Source organism: Variovorax sp. KBW07, from assembly GCF_003852515.1.
Lineage (GTDB): Bacteria > Pseudomonadota > Gammaproteobacteria > Burkholderiales > Burkholderiaceae_C > Variovorax.
The window spans coordinates 1-18015 of record NZ_QAJK01000067.1; the positions used below are offsets into that span (position 1 = coordinate 1).

General features: G+C 68.6%; 17 protein-coding genes. 1 reads left to right on the forward strand and 16 read right to left on the reverse strand.

Features of this window, described 5'->3' with window-relative positions:
* Positions 1-99 precede the first annotated feature (99 nt).
* The 3 genes from DBV14_RS15120 to DBV14_RS15130 all read right to left on the reverse strand — a co-directional run bounded on the left by DBV14_RS15120 (position 100) and on the right by DBV14_RS15130 (position 4194).
* Positions 100-1587, reverse strand: a complete 1488-nt coding sequence (locus tag DBV14_RS15120) for an MFS transporter (protein ID WP_124459978.1) — start codon at positions 1585-1587, stop codon at positions 100-102.
* A gap of 206 nt (positions 1588-1793) precedes the next feature.
* On the reverse strand, positions 1794-3026 hold the full coding sequence (locus DBV14_RS15125) for a cyclopropane-fatty-acyl-phospholipid synthase family protein (RefSeq protein ID WP_124459979.1): 1233 nt from the start codon (positions 3024-3026) through the stop codon (positions 1794-1796).
* Positions 3027-3195: 169 nt separating this feature from the next.
* On the reverse strand, positions 3196-4194 hold the full coding sequence (locus DBV14_RS15130) for an AraC family transcriptional regulator (RefSeq protein WP_124459980.1): 999 nt from the start codon (positions 4192-4194) through the stop codon (positions 3196-3198).
* A 255-nt stretch (positions 4195-4449) separates the two neighbouring features.
* On the opposite strand from DBV14_RS15130, the gene DBV14_RS15135 reads away from it, so the two are divergent.
* Entirely contained in the window at positions 4450-5502 is a 1053-nt protein-coding gene (locus tag DBV14_RS15135) for an aldo/keto reductase (RefSeq protein ID WP_124459981.1), read from the forward strand.
* Here the strand turns inward: DBV14_RS15135 and bioD are convergent.
* The 13 genes from bioD to DBV14_RS15200 form a co-directional block, all read right to left on the reverse strand.
* Complete coding sequence (bioD, locus tag DBV14_RS15140) at positions 5485-6264, reverse strand: dethiobiotin synthase (RefSeq protein WP_124459982.1); 780 nt, start codon at positions 6262-6264, stop codon at positions 5485-5487. The two genes, DBV14_RS15135 and bioD, sit on opposite strands and share 18 nt — an antisense overlap.
* On the reverse strand, positions 6261-7493 hold the full coding sequence (gene bioF / locus DBV14_RS15145; protein ID WP_124459983.1) for an 8-amino-7-oxononanoate synthase: 1233 nt from the start codon (positions 7491-7493) through the stop codon (positions 6261-6263). Before bioF ends, bioD begins: the two co-directional genes overlap by 4 nt.
* Positions 7477-8877, reverse strand: coding sequence for an adenosylmethionine--8-amino-7-oxononanoate transaminase (bioA, locus tag DBV14_RS15150; protein WP_124459984.1), 1401 nt, complete (start codon positions 8875-8877; stop codon positions 7477-7479). Before bioA ends, bioF begins: the two co-directional genes overlap by 17 nt.
* 317 nt (positions 8878-9194) lie before the next feature.
* Entirely contained in the window at positions 9195-10064 is an 870-nt protein-coding gene (locus DBV14_RS15155) for an NmrA family NAD(P)-binding protein (RefSeq protein WP_124459985.1), read from the reverse strand.
* Positions 10065-10073: 9 nt separating this feature from the next.
* Positions 10074-10385, reverse strand: coding sequence for a plasmid stabilization protein (locus DBV14_RS15160; protein ID WP_124459986.1), 312 nt, complete (start codon positions 10383-10385; stop codon positions 10074-10076).
* 27 nt (positions 10386-10412) lie between these two features.
* A complete protein-coding gene (locus DBV14_RS15165; RefSeq protein ID WP_124459987.1) occupies positions 10413-11174 on the reverse strand; it encodes a glycosyltransferase family 2 protein in 762 nt (253 codons plus the stop codon).
* On the reverse strand, positions 11171-11824 hold the full coding sequence (locus DBV14_RS15170; protein WP_260397044.1) for a class I SAM-dependent methyltransferase: 654 nt from the start codon (positions 11822-11824) through the stop codon (positions 11171-11173). The genes DBV14_RS15165 and DBV14_RS15170 overlap by 4 nt, the downstream gene beginning before the upstream one ends.
* Positions 11821-12591, reverse strand: coding sequence for a PIG-L deacetylase family protein (locus DBV14_RS15175; RefSeq protein WP_124459988.1), 771 nt, complete (start codon positions 12589-12591; stop codon positions 11821-11823). Before DBV14_RS15175 ends, DBV14_RS15170 begins: the two co-directional genes overlap by 4 nt.
* The gene (locus DBV14_RS15180; protein WP_124459989.1) at positions 12579-13616 is read right to left on the reverse strand and encodes an acyl-CoA dehydrogenase; all 1038 of its coding nucleotides are present in this window, start codon (positions 13614-13616) and stop codon (positions 12579-12581) included. The genes DBV14_RS15175 and DBV14_RS15180 overlap by 13 nt, the downstream gene beginning before the upstream one ends.
* Positions 13617-13733: 117 nt before the next feature.
* Complete coding sequence (locus tag DBV14_RS15185) at positions 13734-14330, reverse strand: DUF4304 domain-containing protein (RefSeq protein WP_124459990.1); 597 nt, start codon at positions 14328-14330, stop codon at positions 13734-13736.
* A complete protein-coding gene (locus DBV14_RS15190; protein ID WP_124459991.1) occupies positions 14327-14947 on the reverse strand; it encodes an alpha-ketoglutarate-dependent dioxygenase AlkB in 621 nt (206 codons plus the stop codon). Before DBV14_RS15190 ends, DBV14_RS15185 begins: the two co-directional genes overlap by 4 nt.
* Positions 14934-17291: an ATP-dependent DNA helicase gene (locus DBV14_RS15195; RefSeq protein ID WP_260397045.1), complete on the reverse strand. Its 2358-nt coding sequence runs from the start codon at positions 17289-17291 to the stop codon at positions 14934-14936. Before DBV14_RS15195 ends, DBV14_RS15190 begins: the two co-directional genes overlap by 14 nt.
* 106 nt (positions 17292-17397) lie before the next feature.
* Complete coding sequence (locus DBV14_RS15200) at positions 17398-17862, reverse strand: GNAT family N-acetyltransferase (RefSeq protein WP_185546024.1); 465 nt, start codon at positions 17860-17862, stop codon at positions 17398-17400.
* Positions 17863-18015 lie beyond the last annotated feature (153 nt).

The following is an 18015-nucleotide window of genomic DNA, read 5'->3' on the forward strand; positions in this document are numbered from 1 at the left end:
TCCCCGCAGCGAAATAAAGGAGGAGCGAAGCGGGGGACATTCGCGGAGGGGAGTACCCGGTGTCAGTCGCACTCGCCAACGAATGACCCCGCACCCGCACTACTTCTGCGTAACCTCGTTGTCCTTGACGGATTGAAACGCCAGCCCCTCCTTGGGCAGCAACAACGCCAGCGCCACCACACCCAAGCTGACAACCAGCATCATCAGGAACGTCAGGTGCAGCGAGTTGCCCAACGCCAGCCGAATGCCCGCGTCACCCGCAACCGAACCGTGCACTCCCTGCAGCAGCAGCCGCAGTTGGTCGTCCGTGAACATCATCGTGCCGTCGCCGCGCGTCAGGCCGAAGTTGAACACCGCGCCGAAGAAGGCTGCGCCCAACGCACTGCCCAGGTTGCGCGAGAAAACATTCGAGGCCGTCGCGATGCCGCGCTGCGACACCTCCACGCCCTCCTGGATCAGGATCAACGATGCCAGGCTCATCACGCCCATGCCCAGGCCGATGATGAACGAGCCGATGGCCGGCAACACCGGTGAACTGCCGGCGCCGAGCAATGCGAATGTCGACGTGCCCAGTGGAATCAGCGCCCCGCCGACCACCACCATCCGCCACAGCCCGATGCGATGAAACGTGCGTGACGTCAACGTCGCGCCGATGGGCCAGCCCAGCATCACCATCGTGAGCGTCAGGCCCGCCGTGACCGACGAGCGCTGCAGCACCACCTGCACGTACATCGGCAAGAAGGTCGTGATGCCGATCAGCACCATGCCGGCCAGCATCGCCGCGCCGTTGACGGTGGCGATCATGCGGGCGCCCCAGAGCTTCAGCGACACCATCGGGTCGGCCGCGCGGCGCTCCTGAAAAATGAACAGCACCAGCGTCACGACGAACAGCGCGGCCCATGCGAGCGCGACACCCGTGTTGCCGACGCCAAACTCCGTCAGCGCGATCATCAGCGCCGCAATGCCGACGGTGAACAGCACCGCGCCCACCATGTCGATGGACGAGCGGCGCACCGTCGGCGCTTCATGCAAGAAGAACCAGAAGCCCGCCGCCGCGGCCAGCCCGATGGGCACGTTGACCCAGAAGATCCAGGCCCACGACAGCTTCTGCACGATCAGCGCGCCGATCATCGGGCCGACCACGGCCGACACCGCCCAGACGCTCGCCAGGTAGCCCTGCACCTTGCCGCGCTCGCGCACCGGGTACAGGTCGCCGACGATGGTCAGCGACACCGGCTGTATGGCGCCCGCGCCGATGCCCTGGATCAGCCGGAAGCAGATCATGGCCGGCATCGACCACGAGAAGCCGGCCAGCACCGAGCCGATGACGAAGATGGCGATGCCCACGAACATGATGGGCTTGCGCCCGTACAGGTCGGACAGCTTGCCGAACACCACCGTCATGGCGGTCTGCGCGAGCAAAAAAGATGCGAACACCCAGCTGTACAGGTGCAGGCCGCCCAACTCGGAGGCGATCTGCGGCATGACGGTCGAGACGATGGTGGCTTCGATGGCGACCATGGCCATGGAAGCCATGATCGCCGCGATGACCAGGGGGCGGTTTGTTGTTTGGGTACTGGCGCTCATGAGGCCTTCGAGGGCGTGTTCGTCGGGCCGGAAGCTGCCTCCGGACGACGATGCGTGTCTGTCGTCCGGTGGGCGCCGAGGTGGAGGTGTTGTTGGCCGCGAGGCTCCGATGCTAGCGAGGCGCGCGATTCCGCGCTGGCGCTCAGGCTCTGGCCGCGTCCTTGGCGGCGTCTTTTGCGGCGGGCGCCAGCTTCAGCAGCGCCGGCTCAGCCCGCGTTCAGCGCCGAGGTGCCGTCGTAGATGTAGCGGCGCGACCAGGGCAGCGTCTTCGCCGCACGGCCCGCCTTGCGCCCGACGATCTGGTAGATGGCCACGTCGTCGTTCTCGAAGGCATAGGCGCAGCCCGCGAGGTAGATGCGCCAGATGCGGAATTTTTCTTCGTCGACCAGCGCGCGGGCCTTCTCGCTGTTGGCCTCGTAGCTGTCGCTCCAGTGGCGCAGGGTCTGCGCGTAGTGGCGGCGCAGGTTCTCCACGTCGAAAGCCTCCAGGCCGCCCTGCTGCATGGCCTGCAATGCCAGGCTGATGTGCGGCAGTTCGCCGTTCGGGAACACGTAGCGGTCGATGAAGTCGCCACCGCCATAAGACACGCCACCGCCTTCGGGGTCGGACGAGGTGATGCCGTGGTTCATGACCACGCCGTCGTCGGCCAGCAGCTCCTGCACGCGCTTGAAGTACGCCGGCAGGTTCTTGCGGCCCACGTGCTCGAACATGCCGACGCTGGTGATGCGGTCGAACTGGCCGGTCACGTCGCGGTAGTCCTGCAGGCGGATCTCGATGCGGTCTTGCAGGCCCGCCGCGCGCACGCGCTCGGTCGCCAGGTCGAACTGGTTCTGCGACAGCGTGACGCCCACGCAGCGCGCACCGAACTTCTGCGCCGCACGAATGACCAGCGCGCCCCAGCCACAGCCGATGTCGAGCAGGGTCTGGCCCGGCTTGAGCTCGATCTTGGTGAGGATGTGGTCTATTTTCTTCAGCTGCGCGGTGGCCAGGTCTTCGTCGCCGTTCTCGAAGTAGGCACACGAATAGACCATGTTCGGATCGAGCCACAGCTGGTAGAACTCGTTCGACACGTCGTAGTGGTACTCGATGGATTTCTTGTCCGACGACTTGGTGTGCGTGAAATAGCGCGCCATGTTCTGCAGCGCGCCGCCGGGCTTGTCGATCGAGGTCTTGGCCAGTCCGTAGGCGATGTCGATGACATCGCTGAGCTTGCCCTCGATGTCGATCTTGCTCTTGACGTAGGCCTCGCCGAGGTTGTCGAGCGTCGGCTGCAGCATCAGCGACAGCGCGGCCGGCGTCTTGACGTGCAGCGTGACCGAAGGCCCGCTGAAGGTGCCGAAGTCATAAGACTGGCCGTCCCACAAGGTCAGCCGCGCAGGCAGGTTGGCGCGTGCGCGAACCGCGGCGCTCCACTGCGCCAGCTTCTTTTCCCAAAGCATGCAATTTCTCCACGTTTGTTAGGTTCCCCCGGTCGAATGGCCGGGTTGCTGCAGCGAACAAAACAATATCGAAATTTTGTAAAACTTGCATGGTGTGGACAACGCAAGAAATTGCAGTAAGTGCTACAAGGCGGCCGACGCGCGGGGTGCACGGGGCGCATCAGGTGCGTCAGGCCGCTTCCATCGACTCCGCACCCAGCGCGTCGTTGCCCGCCTCTCCGAGCCATCGACGCTTGTCGCGCAGCGGCGGCGCGCCGAACATGCGGCCGTACTCGCGTGCGAACTGCGAGGGGCTTTCGTAGCCCACGCTGTGCGCGGCGCTGGCCACGTCGGCACCGGCCAGCAGCATCTGCCGACGCGCTTCCTGCAGGCGCAGTTGCTTCTGGTATTGCAGCGGGCTCATGGCGGTGACGGCCTTGAAGTGGTGATGGAACGACGACACGCTCATGTGCACCGCACGCGCCATGTCTTCCACCCGCAACGACTGCGCATAGTTGATGCGCAGCGCGCTGATGGCCTTGGTGATGCGCTGGGTGTGGCTGTCTTGCAGGGCGATCTGCCGCAGCCGCGCACCCTCGCCGTTCACCAGCAGGCGGTACATGATCTCGCGCTTGATGAGCGGCGCCATGATCGGCACGTCTTCCGGCGTGTCGAGCAGCCGCAGCAGGCGCAGCACCGGCTCCAGCACCGGCATCGCGATGCGGTTGACGTACATGCCGCGCGAGGCCGGCGCATTGGCCTTGGCCGGCAGCTTCTCGTCGCCGATGAGCTCGCCGATTTCATCGACCGCCAGTTCGAGCCGCACGCCCAGGTAGGGCTTGTTGTCGCTGGTCAGCCGCACGTGGCCGCACACCGGCAGGTCGACCGAGGTCACCAGGTAGTGCATGGGGTCGTACACGTAGATGTCGTCGCCCACGATGATGCGCTTGGAGCCCTGTGCAATGAGGCCCAGCGCCGGTGTCGCAAAGCCGTGCTTGGGCCCGTCGGGCTTGGTGATGCAGTACACCTGCAGGCCGGGCACGGCGGTGATGATGGTGCCGTCCTGCCCGCTGGTGATGTGGTTGATCAGTTGCACCAGTTCCTTCCTGGCTTCGTCGAGTTCGGGTTCCAGCGGCATCGGCTGGGCAATGGCGGCAGCGAGTTCGGGTGTAGTCGTTTCGTCGGACATGTTCGGGGCCTTGTCACGGTTGGAGCCGGCCACGGCGGGCACCGTGGAGGAATGGGCGGTTTGGAGCTTAGCGCTCCTCCCCCGGATTCGCACCTGCCGCAGGGCCGGTCTGGAGAAATAGGCAAAGACTTTGCAGGAACGCGCTCGCCACGCGGGGGGCGGCGGCGGGATACTTTTTGCTGTCGCCCCCCGGGCCATCCGGCCCTTGCAGCGCCCAGCGCTGTTCGGGGCGCCTCCAACGCAAAGGACTTTTCCATGCAATACCGCAAATTCGGCCGTACCGGCCTCCTGGTGTCCGAACTGTGCCTGGGCACCATGACCTTCGGCGGCTCGTCGGGCATCTGGGGCCAGATCGGCAACCTGCAGCAAAGCGAGGCCGAAGGCCTGATCGGCCGCGCGATGGACGCCGGCATCAACTTCATCGACACGGCCGACGTGTACTCCGAAGGCCAGTCGGAAATCATGACCGGGCAGGCGCTGAAAAACCTCAAGGCGCCGCGCGACAGCTTCGTGCTGGCCACCAAGGTGCTCGGCGAAACCGGCAGCAAGGGCGTCAACTCGGCGGGCGCGTCGCGCTTTCACATCATGGACGGCGTCAAGGCCAGCCTGAAGCGGCTGCAGCTGGACCACATCGACCTGTACCAGATCCACGGCTTCGACCCCGTCACGCCCATCGAGGAAACAGTGCATGCGCTCGACAACCTGGTGCAACAGGGCCACGTGCGCTACGTGGGCGTGTCGAACTGGGCGGCCTGGCAGATTGCCAAGGCGCTGGGCATTGCCGAGCGCGACCGGCTGGCGCGCTTCGAGTCGCTGCAGGCGTACTACACCATCGCCGGGCGCGACCTGGAGCGCGAACTGGTGCCGCTGCTGCGCAGCGAAAGCGTCGGCCTGATGGTGTGGAGCCCGCTGGCGGGTGGCCTGCTGAGCGGCAAGTACGGACGCGACACGGAGGCCGAAAAAGGCAGCCGCCGCACCACCTTCGACTTTCCGCCGGTGAATGTCGACCGCGCCTACGACTGCATCGACGCCATGCGCGTGCTGGCCGATGCGCGCAAGGTGTCGGTGGCGCAGATTGCGCTGGCGTGGCTGCTGCACCAGCAGGTGGTGACCAGCGTGATCATCGGCGCCAAGCGCGTCGAGCAGCTGGACGACAACATCGCGGCCACGGCCATCAAGCTGAGCGCAGACGAGCTGGCCACGCTCGACAAGGTGAGCGCGCTGCCGGCCGAGTACCCGGGCTGGATGCTGGAGCGCCAGGGCGGCGTGCGCGCGAAACGCCTGGCGGAATCAGGCCAGCGCGGCTGAGACCTCTTCGTCGTCGTGCTGCCGCACCGTCCAGCAGCGCGCGGTATGACCGGCGCGGACAGCGTGGTGCATTGCGGTCGCACGCAACGCGCGCAGGTCGATGTGGCAGGCAGCCGCCGCCGCGTCGGCTGGCGCGAGGTGCGGCACCACGCCGAGCAACGGCGCACCGAGCCTGCCGCGCAAGGTCTGCAGATTGGCCTCGGGCGCGAGCATCGACGGATCGACCGCGCTCGCGACCCAGCCCGCCAGCACAAGGCCGCGCGCACGGATCGCTTCGGCGGTGAGCAGTGCATGGCTCAGGCAGCCCAGCCGCAGCCCGACCACGAGAATCACCGGCAGGTCCAGCGCCTGTGCCAGGTCGGCGCTGTCGAGGGCATCGCCCAGCGGCACGCAGAAGCCGCCGACGCCCTCGACCACGACCGCATCGGCTTGCCGTGCCAGTGATTCGAAGGCCGACTGCAGCACCGGCAGTTCGATGCGCACGCTTTCATCCCGTGCCGCGAGGTGCGGCGACATCGGCGCGCGCAGCACATACGGGCAGCGCAGCGCCAGCGGCGCTTCGACATTGCCGGCCGCAGCCAGCCGCACCACGTCTTCGTTCTGCCACGCGCCGTCGATCATCTCGACACCGGCCGCGACGGGCTTCATGCCGATCGCGCACAGGCCCGAGCCGGCCAGCAGGTGAAGCATCGCGCTGCTGACCAGCGTCTTGCCGATGCCGGTGTCGGTGCCGGTCACGAACCAATGGCGGCGCACCGTCATGCGGCCTCCTGCTCGGGCCGCGAAAGTGCCGCGCCGAGCGCATCGACCAGCCGCGCGACATCCGCGTGGCTGTGGCTGGCCGACAGCGCGATGCGCAGCCGCGCCGTGCCCGCCGGCACTGTCGGCGGACGGATCGCGCCGACGCGCAGGCCGCGCGCATCGAGCTGCGCCATGGTGCGCATCGCGCGCGCGTTGTCGCCGACGATCAGCGGCTGGATCGCGGTGGGCGACTCGGCCAGCCAGGCGCTGCCGTCCGCGGGCAGCACTGCCTTCACGCCTTCGCGCAGCTGTGCGATGCGGGCCTGCAGCGCGGCACGGCGCTGTGCGCCCTCCTCGCCTTCGATCAGCGCCAGGCTGGCCAGCAGCGCATGCGCCACCGCCGGCGGCGCGGCCGTGGTGAAGATGTAGGGCCGTGCGCGCTGCACCAGGTAGTCGATGACGGTGCGATGCGCCGCCACGAAAGCGCCCGACACGCCGGCCGCCTTGCCCAGGGTGCCGATGAGCACCAGCCGCTCGGAATGCAGGCCCATGGCCTGCACCACGCCGCAGCCGGTGTCGCCGAGCACGCCGAAGCCATGCGCGTCGTCCAGCACCAGCCAGGCGTCATGCCGCTCGGCCAGTGCCAGCAGCTGCGCCACGGGCGCGAGGTGGCCGTCCATGCTGAACACCGCGTCGCTGACGATCAGCTTCACCGGTGCGTCGCAGGCGGCCAGCATGGCGTCGAGCGCGGCGATGTCGCAGTGCGGGTAGCGCTCCACGCGCGCCTTGGCGAGCCGGGCGCCGTCGATCAGCGAGGCATGGTTGAGCGCCTCTGAAAAGATCACCGCCTGCGCGCCGCCGAGCGCCGACAGCACGGCCAGGTTGGCCATGTAGCCGGTGCAGAAGAACAGGCTCTGCGCCTCGGGAATGAAGGGTGCCATCCAGTCGGCCAGGCGCTCTTCAAGCTGCGCATGCGCGCGCGAGTGGCCAAGAATGAGGTGCGAGCCGCCACTGCCCGTGCCGTAGCGCGCCGCGCCTTCGGCCCAGGCTGCCGCCAGTGCGGGGTGCGCGGCCAGGCCCAGGTAGTCGTTGCTGCTGAAGCCGAGCATGGTGCGCGGCGCGGTGGCGCCGGCCAGCGTGAGCGATTGCTCGGGCGCACAGGCGGTTTCGGCGACCTGGCGGCGGCGGCGCAGCGACTGTGCGTCGAGCGCGACGATTTCGTCGTGCAGGCGGTCAAGCAAGCGCGACATCGCGGGCTCCTTCTTCGAATGATTCGCTGGCCGACGCCACATCGGCCAACGTGGCCAGCGTGCCGTCGACCAGCCGGTCGATCTCGTCGTCGCTCATCACGTAGGGCGGCATCAGGTACACGGTGTTGCCGATGGGCCGCATCAGCAGCCCGTTGGCACGCGCCGCCAGGTGAAAGCGCTCGGCAAAACGCGGGCCGGGCTCGCGCACGTCGAAGGCCGTGATCATTCCGCGCTGGCGCAGATCGTCGATTGGCTGGTCGGCCAATCCCTCGCGCAACCGCTCCAGCAGCCGTTCGGCGCGGCTGCGGTTTCGGCGCAACGCATCTTCACTCTCGAACAGGTCGAGCGTGGCCAGCGCGGCGCGGCAGGCCAGCGCGTTGCCGGTGTAGGAATGGGAATGCAGAAAGCTGCGCGCCACATCGTCGTCCACGAAGCCGTCGTAGATGGCGTCGCGCGTCATCACCAGCGCCAGGGGCAGGTAGCCGCCGCTGATGCCTTTCGAGAGGCACAGGAAGTCGGGCCAGATGCCGGCCTGCTCGCAGGCGAAGAAGGTGCCGGTGCGCCCGCAGCCCACGGCAATCTCGTCGGCGATGAGGTGCACGCCGTAGCGGTCGCACAGGGCGCGCACCAGCCGCAGGTATTCGGGGTCGTGCATCGCCATGCCGGTGGCGCACTGCACCAGCGGCTCGACGATCACCGCGGCAATGGTGTCGTGCTGCTCCGCCAGCAAGGCTTCGAGCCCGGCGGCGGCGCGCCGCGCGACAGCCACCGCGTCTTCACCGGGCCGTGCCTGGCGTGCATCGGGCGACGCCACGAGGTGCGCGTTGGCGAGCAGCGGCGCGTAGGCATCACGGAACACCGGCACGTCGGTCACATGCAGCGCGCCCAGCGTTTCGCCGTGGTAGCCCTGGCGCAGCGCCACGAAGCGCTGCTTGGCGCCACGGCCCGCATTGCGCCACGCATGAAAGCTCATCTTCAGCGCAATCTCGACGGCCGAAGCGCCATCGGAGGCGTAGAAACAATGGCCGAGCGCATGCCCCGTCAGCGCGGACAGCCGCTCGGCCAGCTCGACGGCCGGTGCATGGGTGCAGCCCGCGAGCATCACGTGCGCAAAGGTGTCGAGCTGGTCTTTCAGCGCCGCGTTGATGGCCGGGTGCGCGTGGCCGAAAAGATTGACCCACCACGAACTGGTGGCGTCGATGTAGCGGCGGCCTTCGTGGTCGATGAGCCAGGCGCCCTCGCCGCGCGCCACCGGCACGGGCGGCGCCACGTCGAGGCGAATGCTCTGGGTGCACGGGTGCCACACATGGCGGCGGCTTCGTTGCTGCCAGCCGGCGTTTGTCGACAGCTGGGGCGTCGAGGAAGAAGCAATCGTTGGCGGCATCCGCGCATTCCTTTTCGGGGGCAAGGCGCGGGATCGTATCGACGCGAATCGGGCACGGCAAACGGCCGCCGCGGGTGCGGGATGGCTCGCAATTGGGCGACGTTGAACGGCATAGGCGGCCGGTTCGGATCAACCTCGCGCAACACGATGCCTTCGCGGGCGCAGGTCGCCGTGAGGGCCCGACGCAAGTTGTCTTGCGGGCGCTAAAGATAGCTGGCGAATGTCGTGTTCTCGCCGCGGTGAGGTCGATCTTCTTGTGATCGGACAGTGCGATGACCGATATCGACTATCGGCCTGCTCCCACTGCCATACAGGCCTCAGCCCGTGCTCCTTTTCACCAGCGCCGAGATGTATTCGTCCAGCGAAGTTGCGCCGCGCTCCGGCTTGTCGGGCTCCTGCCTGTTCTCCAGCGTGATGCGTGTCATGGCCGCATACGACTTGGCGGCGGCGTCTGAAAAGCCCAGCGAACGGAAGGCCTGCTCCCATTGCGCGGGCGGCGTGACCGCCACTTCCACCGGCCGCCCCAGCGCGCGCGAAAAGGCCTGTGCCACGTCGCCCGGCGAATAGCGCTCGGGGCCTTCGACGTAGTGCGGCCCGGAGGATTCGGCCGGCCCCAGCATCAGCCGCGCGGCGAACTCGCCAAGGTCGCGCGGCGCGACCATCGGCAGCTTGAAATCGGGCGGGTACATGCTGTGCACCTTGCCCTCGTCCCGAGCGGTCTGCAGCGAGGCGTCCCAGTTGCTCATGTAGTAGGCGGCGCGAATGGCGCTGAATGGCGTTTTCGCGGGGCCGGCCTGCAGCGCCTGCTCCATGTCGTACAGCACGCCCAGGTCGCCAATGCCGTCGCCGGGCTGCGCGCCGTAGGTCGATTCGGCCACGATCTTCTCGAGCTTGCAGCCTTCGAGCGCGGCAACGATGGCCTGCAGGCTCCTGCGCTCTTCGGCCACCGTGTCGGTCGATGGCGGGGCGGGCGGATTGAGCACGAAGAGCCGCTGCCCGCCCGCGATGACGCGGTGCAGCGCGGCCGCATCGAACACGTCGACCTCGGCCACGTGCGCGCCCTTGGTCTTCAGCGCATCGGCCTTGCGCGCATCGCGCGTGACCACGGTCACGGCTTCGTTGCGTGCGAGCAGGGCTTGCGCCAGTGCCGAGCCCACATGGCCGGTCGCTCCCAGGATGATGTGCATGGCCATCCCCTAGCCGCGCTTCTCGGCGTTGCGCTTGCGCGTGGCTGCGGCCTTCTTCGCGGAAGCCGAGCGCTCGGCCGCGGTGCGGTGCGCAGCCGCCGCGCCGCCCAGCCGGCCGCCCTTTCGCGAAGGTGCATGGCTCTCGGCCTTGCCCCTGCCAGAGCCGCTCTTCTTGCCACCGCCCGTCTCGGCGTTCACCGTGGCCCAGGCGCGGCGTTCGGCTTCGGCCTTGCCTACGCCGCGGTGCTCGTAGCCTTCCTCGATGTGCTCGGCCTTGCGTTTCTGCTTGTCCGTGTAGGACGACTTGTCGCCTCTTGGCATGTCAGCGCTCCTTCGGGTTGAGAAGCTTCACATGCTGGGCGCCTGCCCGATGCCATGGGTAAGAAGACGCACGCCTTGCGCGTCAGTGTTGTCTGGCGCGGGCAGTGCCAGCGACGGCAACTGCACCAGCGCCGCGGCCACCGCGAGCAGCGTGTCACCGAAGCCGCCGCGGGCGCGTGCGTCGGTGCGGGCGCTGGTGATCACGCGCGGCCCGGCGCTCCAGGCGATGCGTGCGCCGGTGGCGGCCAGCGCCTCGACCAGGGCCACGTCTTCGCTGCAGGCCAGCGGTGCGAAGCCGCCCGCCCGGCGATAGGCTTGCGTGGCCACGCCCAGGTTGGCGCCGTGCACGTGGCGGTGCCCGTCGGCATCGACATAGGTGCGCGCAAAGTGCGCCTGCATGCGCTGGCTGTCGGCCCCGTGCGCGCTCCAGTCGGCCACGGCCACCGGGCCGCACACCACGTCGGCTTCTTCGGCCAGTTGCCTGACCAGCCAGTCCGGCGACACGACGGTGTCGGCATCGGTAAAGGCCAGCCAGCGCGCTCCGGCCTCGATGAGGAGCTCGGCGCCCCGCGCACGGGCAATGCCGACATTGCGCGCGTCGAGCACCAGCCGTTCGACGCCGTACTGCGCGGCCACCGCCTCGGTGGCGTCGCTGCAGCCGTCGAGCGCCACCACCACACGCACCAGCTCGCCGTTCAACGCCGGATGTTCCGCGGCCTCAAGCACGGCCTGCAGGGCCGCGCCGATGCGCTCGCTTTCGTTGTGCGCGGGAATGACGACGCCGATCACCGGATGCCCTCCCGCTCTGCGACGGAGCGGCCGTCGCGCGCCCAGACCTGCAGCACGAAGTCGTCTTCCTCATGCAGCGCCAGGCGCGCCAGGCCCAGGTCGGCCAGCACCCCGTGCACTTCTTTCGTGGACAGGCTGCGCTGCGCGAAGTCGGGCCGCCAGTCGCAGGCGACGAGCGTGCCATCGGGCTCCAGAGAATCGCGGCAGCATTCGGCCACGCGCTGCATGTCGCGGCGGTCCAGGAAGTAGCCCAGCTCGCTGAGCACGATCAGGTCGAAGCGGCCGGCATCGCGCGGCCAGTCCATCGGCAGCGCGTGCTGCGCGACACGCACGTTGGCAACAGCGGCCGTGCGCTTGCGCGCGATGTCCACGGCGTGCGCCGAAAAGTCGCTGGCCAGCAATTCGTCGCAACGGTGGGACAGCGCGAGCGTGAGTTCGCCGATGCCGCAGCCGGGTTCGTAGACCTTGCGGTAGCGGGCCTGCGGCAAGGCGGCCAGCAGCACAGCCCGCTTGCGCGCCTCGTACCAGCGCTCGCGCAGGGCATAGGGGTCGTCGCTGGCGGCGTATAGCGCGTCGAAGTAAGGGCGCTGGCGATCGATGCCCTCGCCGCCTCCGCCGCCTCCATCGCCTTTGTCGTGGGCGGCGCTCACAGGAACACCACCTCGTACGGCCGCGCGGCGCGCTGGACGGTGGTGGCGCGCAGCACCGGCCCCGAGCCGGTGGACACGTCGCGCCGGAGCTGGCTGGTAAAGGCCTGCAGGGCCGCGCGCTTGCGGCGCACCGCTTCTTCGCTCAATGGCAGGCGGAAGGCGTGCTGCCACGGCATGCGCGCATCGCCGGGGCGGGACCAGTGCCAGCCCCACACCGGCACTTCGACCAGCCGCGCACCGGCGCTGGCCGCGGCCACGGCACAGGCTTCGCCCGTGGCTTCGTGGTCGGGATGGCCGTCGTGCCGCCAGGTGGTGAACACCACGTCGCGCGGCTGGAGCAACGACACCAGCCGCGCCGCAAGCACCGCGCGCATCGACTGCAGGCCGCCATCGGGCAAACCCAGCCGCGCGGGCTCGATGGCCAGCCCGAGCCGTTGCAGCGCGCGCAGGCTCTCGCGCGGGCGGGCCTTCGCCAGCCGCTCGGCGGGCCATTCGGTCGAGCCGCGATGGCTGGCGGTGCCATCGGTCACCGCGATCACCTGGACCGCGCAGCCACTGTCGGCCAGTTGCGCGAGCAGGCCACCGACGGAGAGCACTTCGTCGTCGGGATGCGGCGCCACCACCACGGCACGGGCGCCCCGGGGCACCAGTTCGCGCGCCTCGATGGCGGGCAGCGCGGCCAGGCCCGGCCATTGGTGCCACTCGTCTTCGGTGGTGCCCTCTCCGCGAATGGCGCGATCTTCGGCGCGGCGTTCTACAGCGTCCATGAAGCGGGGTCTCCTTTTTTTTCTTCGACGTTGTTATCGATGGCAAGCGCGCCGAGCGCGGCCAGGTCGCGCTCGGCATGGCTCTGGCGCAGGAACACGGGCAGGTCGGCCATTGCGCGGGCAAAGCACGCGTCGCGGCACAGCGGGCCCGCGCCCACCGCGCGGCCGGCGTGGTGCATGACCTGGCCAGCGGCCTGCTCCATGGCCAGCCGTGCGCGCATGGCGACGCGCTGGGCGTTGTCTTGCGGATGGCGGTCGATCCATTCGGCGGATTCGCGCAGCAGCGCGGCGGCAGCGCCCAGCGCCACTTCGATGGCGCCGAGGTGCGCGAGCCGGTGGGCGTCAGCCTTGGGGCCGGTGCCTTCGTGCACCTGGCGCGCAATGCCCAGCGCGCCGCCGAACCAGCAAGCAGCAATGCCGGCGCCACCCTGCCAGAAGCCGGGCCGACGCACGTAGTCGCCGGGCTGGCCGATCTGCACGGCGTGGGCACCGTCGAAGCGCACGTCGACGCTCGCGCTCGCGGCCATGCCGACGGCATGCCAGCCCTCGCCGGTGACGCGAACGCCGGGCTGGTTCATGGACACGGCGGCCAGGCAAGGTTCGCCGGCCGCGTTCCAGCCGCTGACGACGGCGTGGGTCACGCTGGCCGCGCCGGAACACCAGGCCTTGGTGCCGTGCAGGCGAATGCTTCGGCCTGTGCCTGTTTCAGCGGTGTGCTCGAACACGACGCGCGCATCGGGCGGCTCGGCGCACCACGTTCCCCAGCGCGCGCCGGATGGCGTGACCGGCCCACCACCCAGTTCGGCCAGGATCGCCAGGGCATCGGTGTGCCCTTCGAAGAGCTTGACCAGGGAAAGATCGTGCGAGGCGACCGCCGCCAGCACGCGCCAGCGCGCCAGGGTGTGCCCCGACCCGGGGCGTGGCAGCACGTCGAGTCCCGCTTCGATGAGGTGGCTCAATGCCAGGCCGTGGCCGTGCCGCAGCGTCAGCGGGGTGAAGACATCGGCGGGGGCGGGATCGAACATGGCCTGACGTTAGGCAGGCCATGCATGCGGGCTCGTCGGCAAGCAGCGTCGTGCCTTGTAGGAGCCGAGCCGCCGGGCGGCTGGGTGACTGAGCAGCCGGGTGGCCGACCCGCAAGGCTACGCGGCCGGGTCCAGCACCTTGGCCAGGTCGGCCTTCAGCGAGGTGGCCCGCTCGGGCGCGCTCGCCAGCCCGGCATCGACCAGCATCCGCGCACGCTCGCGGTCGCCCAGGTGCACCGCGATGCGGGCCAGGTGAAGCGCCGTGCGCGCATGAACCTGGTCCGGCTCCGTCTCGCGGAGCATCTGCTCGAAGCTGCTCGGGTAGCTGCCATGCTTCGCAAAGAAGGCGCGACCGGGGCCGCTCCATTCGCTCACGATGAACTCGACGTTTTCTTCGGCCTCTTCTTTCGTGGTGCCGTAGGCCCAGCCGAAAGCTTCTCCGGGCGGCGGGTCCATCCGGTCGCGGAACACGCAGTGCGACTCTTCGAAGGCCTCGGGCGCCACCTGCCCGCCGCCTTCGGGTGGCAGGAAGTCGAGGTGAGCCCCCAGGTTCAGGTAGCAGGCCTTGCCGCCGCTCGCGCCCTGCACGTTGAACACATGAATGACGGGTCCGTCGATGCGCCGCAGCGTCTGCCCGGTGCCTTCGAAGCCCTCTGCTTTCAGCACGGGAAACAGTTTCTTTTCGAGAAGCTTCAGGAAGGTGGTGCGGTTCATGAGCGGGATGTGGTTCTGCGGGTGCGCAAGGTGATCGAGTATCGCAAGCCCTCGGTCGGCGCAATGGCGTGCTGCCACGCCCAGCGCGCGGGCCCGCGCAGCAGATAGATGGAGCGCGGCTCCACCAGGTACTTCACCATGCCGGCGTCCGAAGCCGGGCCGCCGGGCACGTACGGCCGGAACTGCATCACCGCATCGCCGAGCAGCGAGACGCCGGCGATGTCTTCGAAGTCGGGCACGTCGCGGTGCCAGCCGAGCGGCGTGCCGGGCTGGTATTCGGCAATCAGCATGTGGGTGAGTTCTGTTGCCGCAACGCCGCACCATGCGGCCACCTTCGCGCGCAACGGATGCAGCGCCTCGGGCAGCGGCGCGCCGGGCTTCAGGCGGTTGGTGTCGAAGTCGTAGCTGCCGCCAAAGCCGATGCCGCGCCGGCGCGCGGTGTATTCCTTGTAGCGCATCTCTTTCAGCGGCAACGCCTGCACCAGGCGCAGCAGGCCGGCTTCTTCTTGCGCGCTGAGGAAATCGCGCTGGTAGCGCAGCCCTTCGATGGCGGCCGTGGGCGCAGCGCCGAACAGGTCGTCCTGCCCGGCGTGCTCGAGGCGCCTAGCGGTGCGCATCGCCGCCCTCTCCTTCTCTCTCTCCGCCCATTCCTCCAAGTTGCACATGCCACCAGCTCGGCAGCAGCTCCCGTATCTCCGCCCGCGCAAAGCGGTCGTCCAGCAGGTGCAGCACGCCCCGGTCTTCTTCGGTGCGGATCACGCGGCCGGCCGCCTGCACCACCTTCTGCAGCCCCGGATAAAGGTAGGTGTATTCGTAGCCCTTGCCGAAGCGCGACTGCATGCGCTCGCGCGTGATCTCGTTGAGCGCGTTGTACTGCGGCAGGCCCAGGCTCGCGACGAAGGCGCCGATCAGCCGGCTGCCCGGCAGGTCGATGCCCTCGCCGAACGCACCGCCCAGCACGGCAAAGCCGATGCCCTGGCCGCCTTCTTCGAAACGCGCGATGAAGCCATGGCGATCGGCCTCGCGCATGCCGCGCGTCTGCGTCCATACCGGCACGCCGGGGTGCAGGTTCGAGAAGGCGGTGCAGGCTTTTTCGAGGTAGTCGAAGCTGCTGAAAAACGCGAGGTAGTTGCCGGGCACGCGCTCGAACTGGGCGCCGATGATGTCCGCCACGTGGCGCAGCGAGCCGGCACGGTCGCGAAAACGCGTGGACACGTCCATCGCCACCTCGACGCGCAGCTGGCGGCTGCTGAACGGCGAGGCCACATCGAGCATGGCCGTGTCTTCGGGCAGCCCGAGCGCATCGCGATAGAACTCGAAAGGCGACAGCGTGCCCGAAAAACACGTGACCGACACCGCATCGGCGAACCGGCTTTCGAGGAACGGCGCGGGCACGAGGTTGCGAATGGCCAGGCTGCGCTGTGCCTGCGTGGCCCCCAGCGTGCGTTCGAACACCGAGTGGTCGCCGAAGGCTTCGGCCAGCCGCGCGAAGTGCAGCGCATCGAAGAAGAAGCGCTGCAGCGGCCCTTGCGATGCATCGGGCGTGGCCGCGAAGTACTCGGCCATGGATGTGTTGGCGGCCTGCAGGGTGCGCGTGAAGCGCTCGGGAATTTCGTCGCCGGTTTCGTAGTCGGCCTGCTGCGACTGCTGCAGCGTGTCCCACTCGCGGAACAGCCGGGCCAGCGGGCCGCGCAAGGCGGCGGGCGCCACGCGGTGCGCTTCTTCGAGCGCCGCGCCGTCGAGCTGCGCGGTGTACATGCCGCGCGCCCGCTCCAGCAGGTTGTGCGCTTCGTCGACCAGCACGGCCACGCGCCAGTCGGCGTCGCGCATGGTGGCGAACAGGAAGGCGCTGCTGTCGAAGTAGTAGTTGTAGTCGCCGACGATCACGTCGCTCCAGTGCGCCATTTCCTGCGCCAGGAAATAGGGGCACACGGCGTGTCCGAGCGCGATGTTGCGCAGCGCCTCGCGGTCGAGCCAGGCAACTTGCGCGGCCTGCTCGCGTGCGGCCGGCAGCCGGTCGTAGAAGCCCTTGGCCAGCGGGCACGCATCGCCATGGCAGGCGCGGTCGGGGTACTCGCACACTTTTTCGCGGGCCGCGAGTTCGAGCACGCGCACCCTGCCCTGCCCGCTGCCCTTGTCGAGCACGCGCAGGGCATCGAGCGCGACCGGCCGGCCGGAGGTCTTGGCGGTGAGGAAAAAAACCTTGTCGATCTTGCGTGCCGCGCGCGCCTTCAGCAGCGGGAAGATGGTGGCGAGCGTCTTGCCGATGCCCGTGGGCGCCTGCGTCATGAGGCAGCGGCCGCCTACCGCCGCGCGGTACACCGCCTCGGCCAGTTCGCGCTGGCCGGTGCGAAAGGCGCGGTGGGGAAATTCGAGCTGCGCCAGTGTTTCGCCAAGCGCGGCGCGGTGGCCGGCCTCGCTGCCGGCCCAGGCGCTGTAGCGGCCGCACAGTTGCTCGAAATGCTCGCGCAGGCTGGCCCGGGTGTGCTGTTCTTCGAGCACGGTCTCGTCGCCGGTGACCAGGTCGAGGTAGACCAGCGCCACCGTCATGTCTTCGTGGCCGTGCTGCTCGCACAGCATCCAGCCATAGGTGCGGGCCTGGGCCCAGTGCAGCGCGCGGTGGTTGCCGCGGATGGCGTCGAAGTCGCCGCGGAAGGTTTTTATTTCTTCGACCCGCGCGGTGCGGGGTTCGTAGCCATCGGCCCGGCCGCGAACGCGCAAGTTGCCGCAGGTGGTTTCAAGCCCCACTTCGCTCTGGTAGCCGCTGCCCCGCCGGCCCTGCACCAGCGCGTGACCCGCCATGCCTTCGAGCGCGCTGGGCGCGGGCACGAAGCGCAGATCGAGGTCGCCCGCCTTCGCGCCGAACGCGCACAGCGCCTTGACGGAAACGACGTGCGCAGCCGCAAGCGCCGCGCTGGCTGCGACGGCTTCGTCCGGCAGGCTGGGAGCTTGGGGTGCCATTTCGCTTTTTACTGTATGAATATACAGATGTTAGCGTCGATGGCGGGCCGAGGCCATCCCGACCGGCGGGCGGGCCTGGCACCCCGGTGCAGCAGCGGCTGGCTCGCTACTGCAGCAGCGACTTGCGGAAAAAGATCTGCCGGCCGTTCCAGCGCGCGGACATGGCGCTGAACCCGAGCTGCGTGTAGATCGCGGTGGAGCCGGCGTTGTTTTCATTCGTGTCGAGGCAGACCGACGAACAGCCATGCGTGCTTGCGGCCCGCAGGGCAAATTCGATCAATGCCTTGCCGACGCCCATCTTCCGCGCCGAGGGATCGACGAAGAGGTCTTCTATCGAAGCCTCGGTTCCACACGCCCACATGGAGTAGCGAAAGCGCTGCAGCACGTAGCCGATGGGCGCACCGTCATTGGTGGCGATGTAGAACTGGGCGTCGGGCGCGGCGAGCAGCCGTGAAATGCTGTCCTCGAACTGCGCCTGTGTCGGGGTGGAGCGCTGCAGGTGGTTCCTGAAGGCGACGGCCATGTCGGCAATGGCCGTGGTGTCGGCCGGAGATGCGATCTGGATGTTCATGGAAGCCCTGCGAAAAGGGCAAAGGCCCTGGCGACGCATCGTACAGATCGCGTCGGGCCGTAGCTTTGTTCGTTCGCGCGGGGTGCGTTGGGCGCCGTTGTTGGGAGCGGGTGCGGGGTCCGTTCAGGGCGCGTGCGACTGACACCGGGTGCT

Bases quoted from the DNA above. Each gene is read 5' to 3' on its own strand.
- DBV14_RS15195 (WP_260397045.1), bottom strand. From the start codon at position 17,291: ATGGCACCCCAAGCTCCCAGCCTGCCGGACGAAGCCGTCGCAGCCAGC.
- DBV14_RS15180 (WP_124459989.1), bottom strand. From the start codon at position 13,616: ATGTTCGATCCCGCCCCCGCCGATGTCTTCACCCCGCTGACGCTGCGG.
- DBV14_RS15160 (WP_124459986.1), bottom strand. From the start codon at position 10,385: ATGCCAAGAGGCGACAAGTCGTCCTACACGGACAAGCAGAAACGCAAG.
- DBV14_RS15185 (WP_124459990.1), bottom strand. From the start codon at position 14,330: ATGAACCGCACCACCTTCCTGAAGCTTCTCGAAAAGAAACTGTTTCCC.
- DBV14_RS15190 (WP_124459991.1), bottom strand. From the start codon at position 14,947: ATGCGCACCGCTAGGCGCCTCGAGCACGCCGGGCAGGACGACCTGTTC.
- DBV14_RS15200 (WP_185546024.1), bottom strand. From the start codon at position 17,862: ATGAACATCCAGATCGCATCTCCGGCCGACACCACGGCCATTGCCGAC.
- DBV14_RS15175 (WP_124459988.1), bottom strand. From the start codon at position 12,591: ATGGACGCTGTAGAACGCCGCGCCGAAGATCGCGCCATTCGCGGAGAG.
- bioA (WP_124459984.1), bottom strand. From the start codon at position 8,877: ATGCCGCCAACGATTGCTTCTTCCTCGACGCCCCAGCTGTCGACAAAC.
- bioF (WP_124459983.1), bottom strand. From the start codon at position 7,493: ATGTCGCGCTTGCTTGACCGCCTGCACGACGAAATCGTCGCGCTCGAC.
- bioD (WP_124459982.1), bottom strand. From the start codon at position 6,264: ATGACGGTGCGCCGCCATTGGTTCGTGACCGGCACCGACACCGGCATC.
- DBV14_RS15130 (WP_124459980.1), bottom strand. From the start codon at position 4,194: ATGTCCGACGAAACGACTACACCCGAACTCGCTGCCGCCATTGCCCAG.
- DBV14_RS15125 (WP_124459979.1), bottom strand. From the start codon at position 3,026: ATGCTTTGGGAAAAGAAGCTGGCGCAGTGGAGCGCCGCGGTTCGCGCA.
- DBV14_RS15120 (WP_124459978.1), bottom strand. From the start codon at position 1,587: ATGAGCGCCAGTACCCAAACAACAAACCGCCCCCTGGTCATCGCGGCG.
- DBV14_RS15135 (WP_124459981.1), top strand. From the start codon at position 4,450: ATGCAATACCGCAAATTCGGCCGTACCGGCCTCCTGGTGTCCGAACTG.
- DBV14_RS15155 (WP_124459985.1), bottom strand. From the start codon at position 10,064: ATGCACATCATCCTGGGAGCGACCGGCCATGTGGGCTCGGCACTGGCG.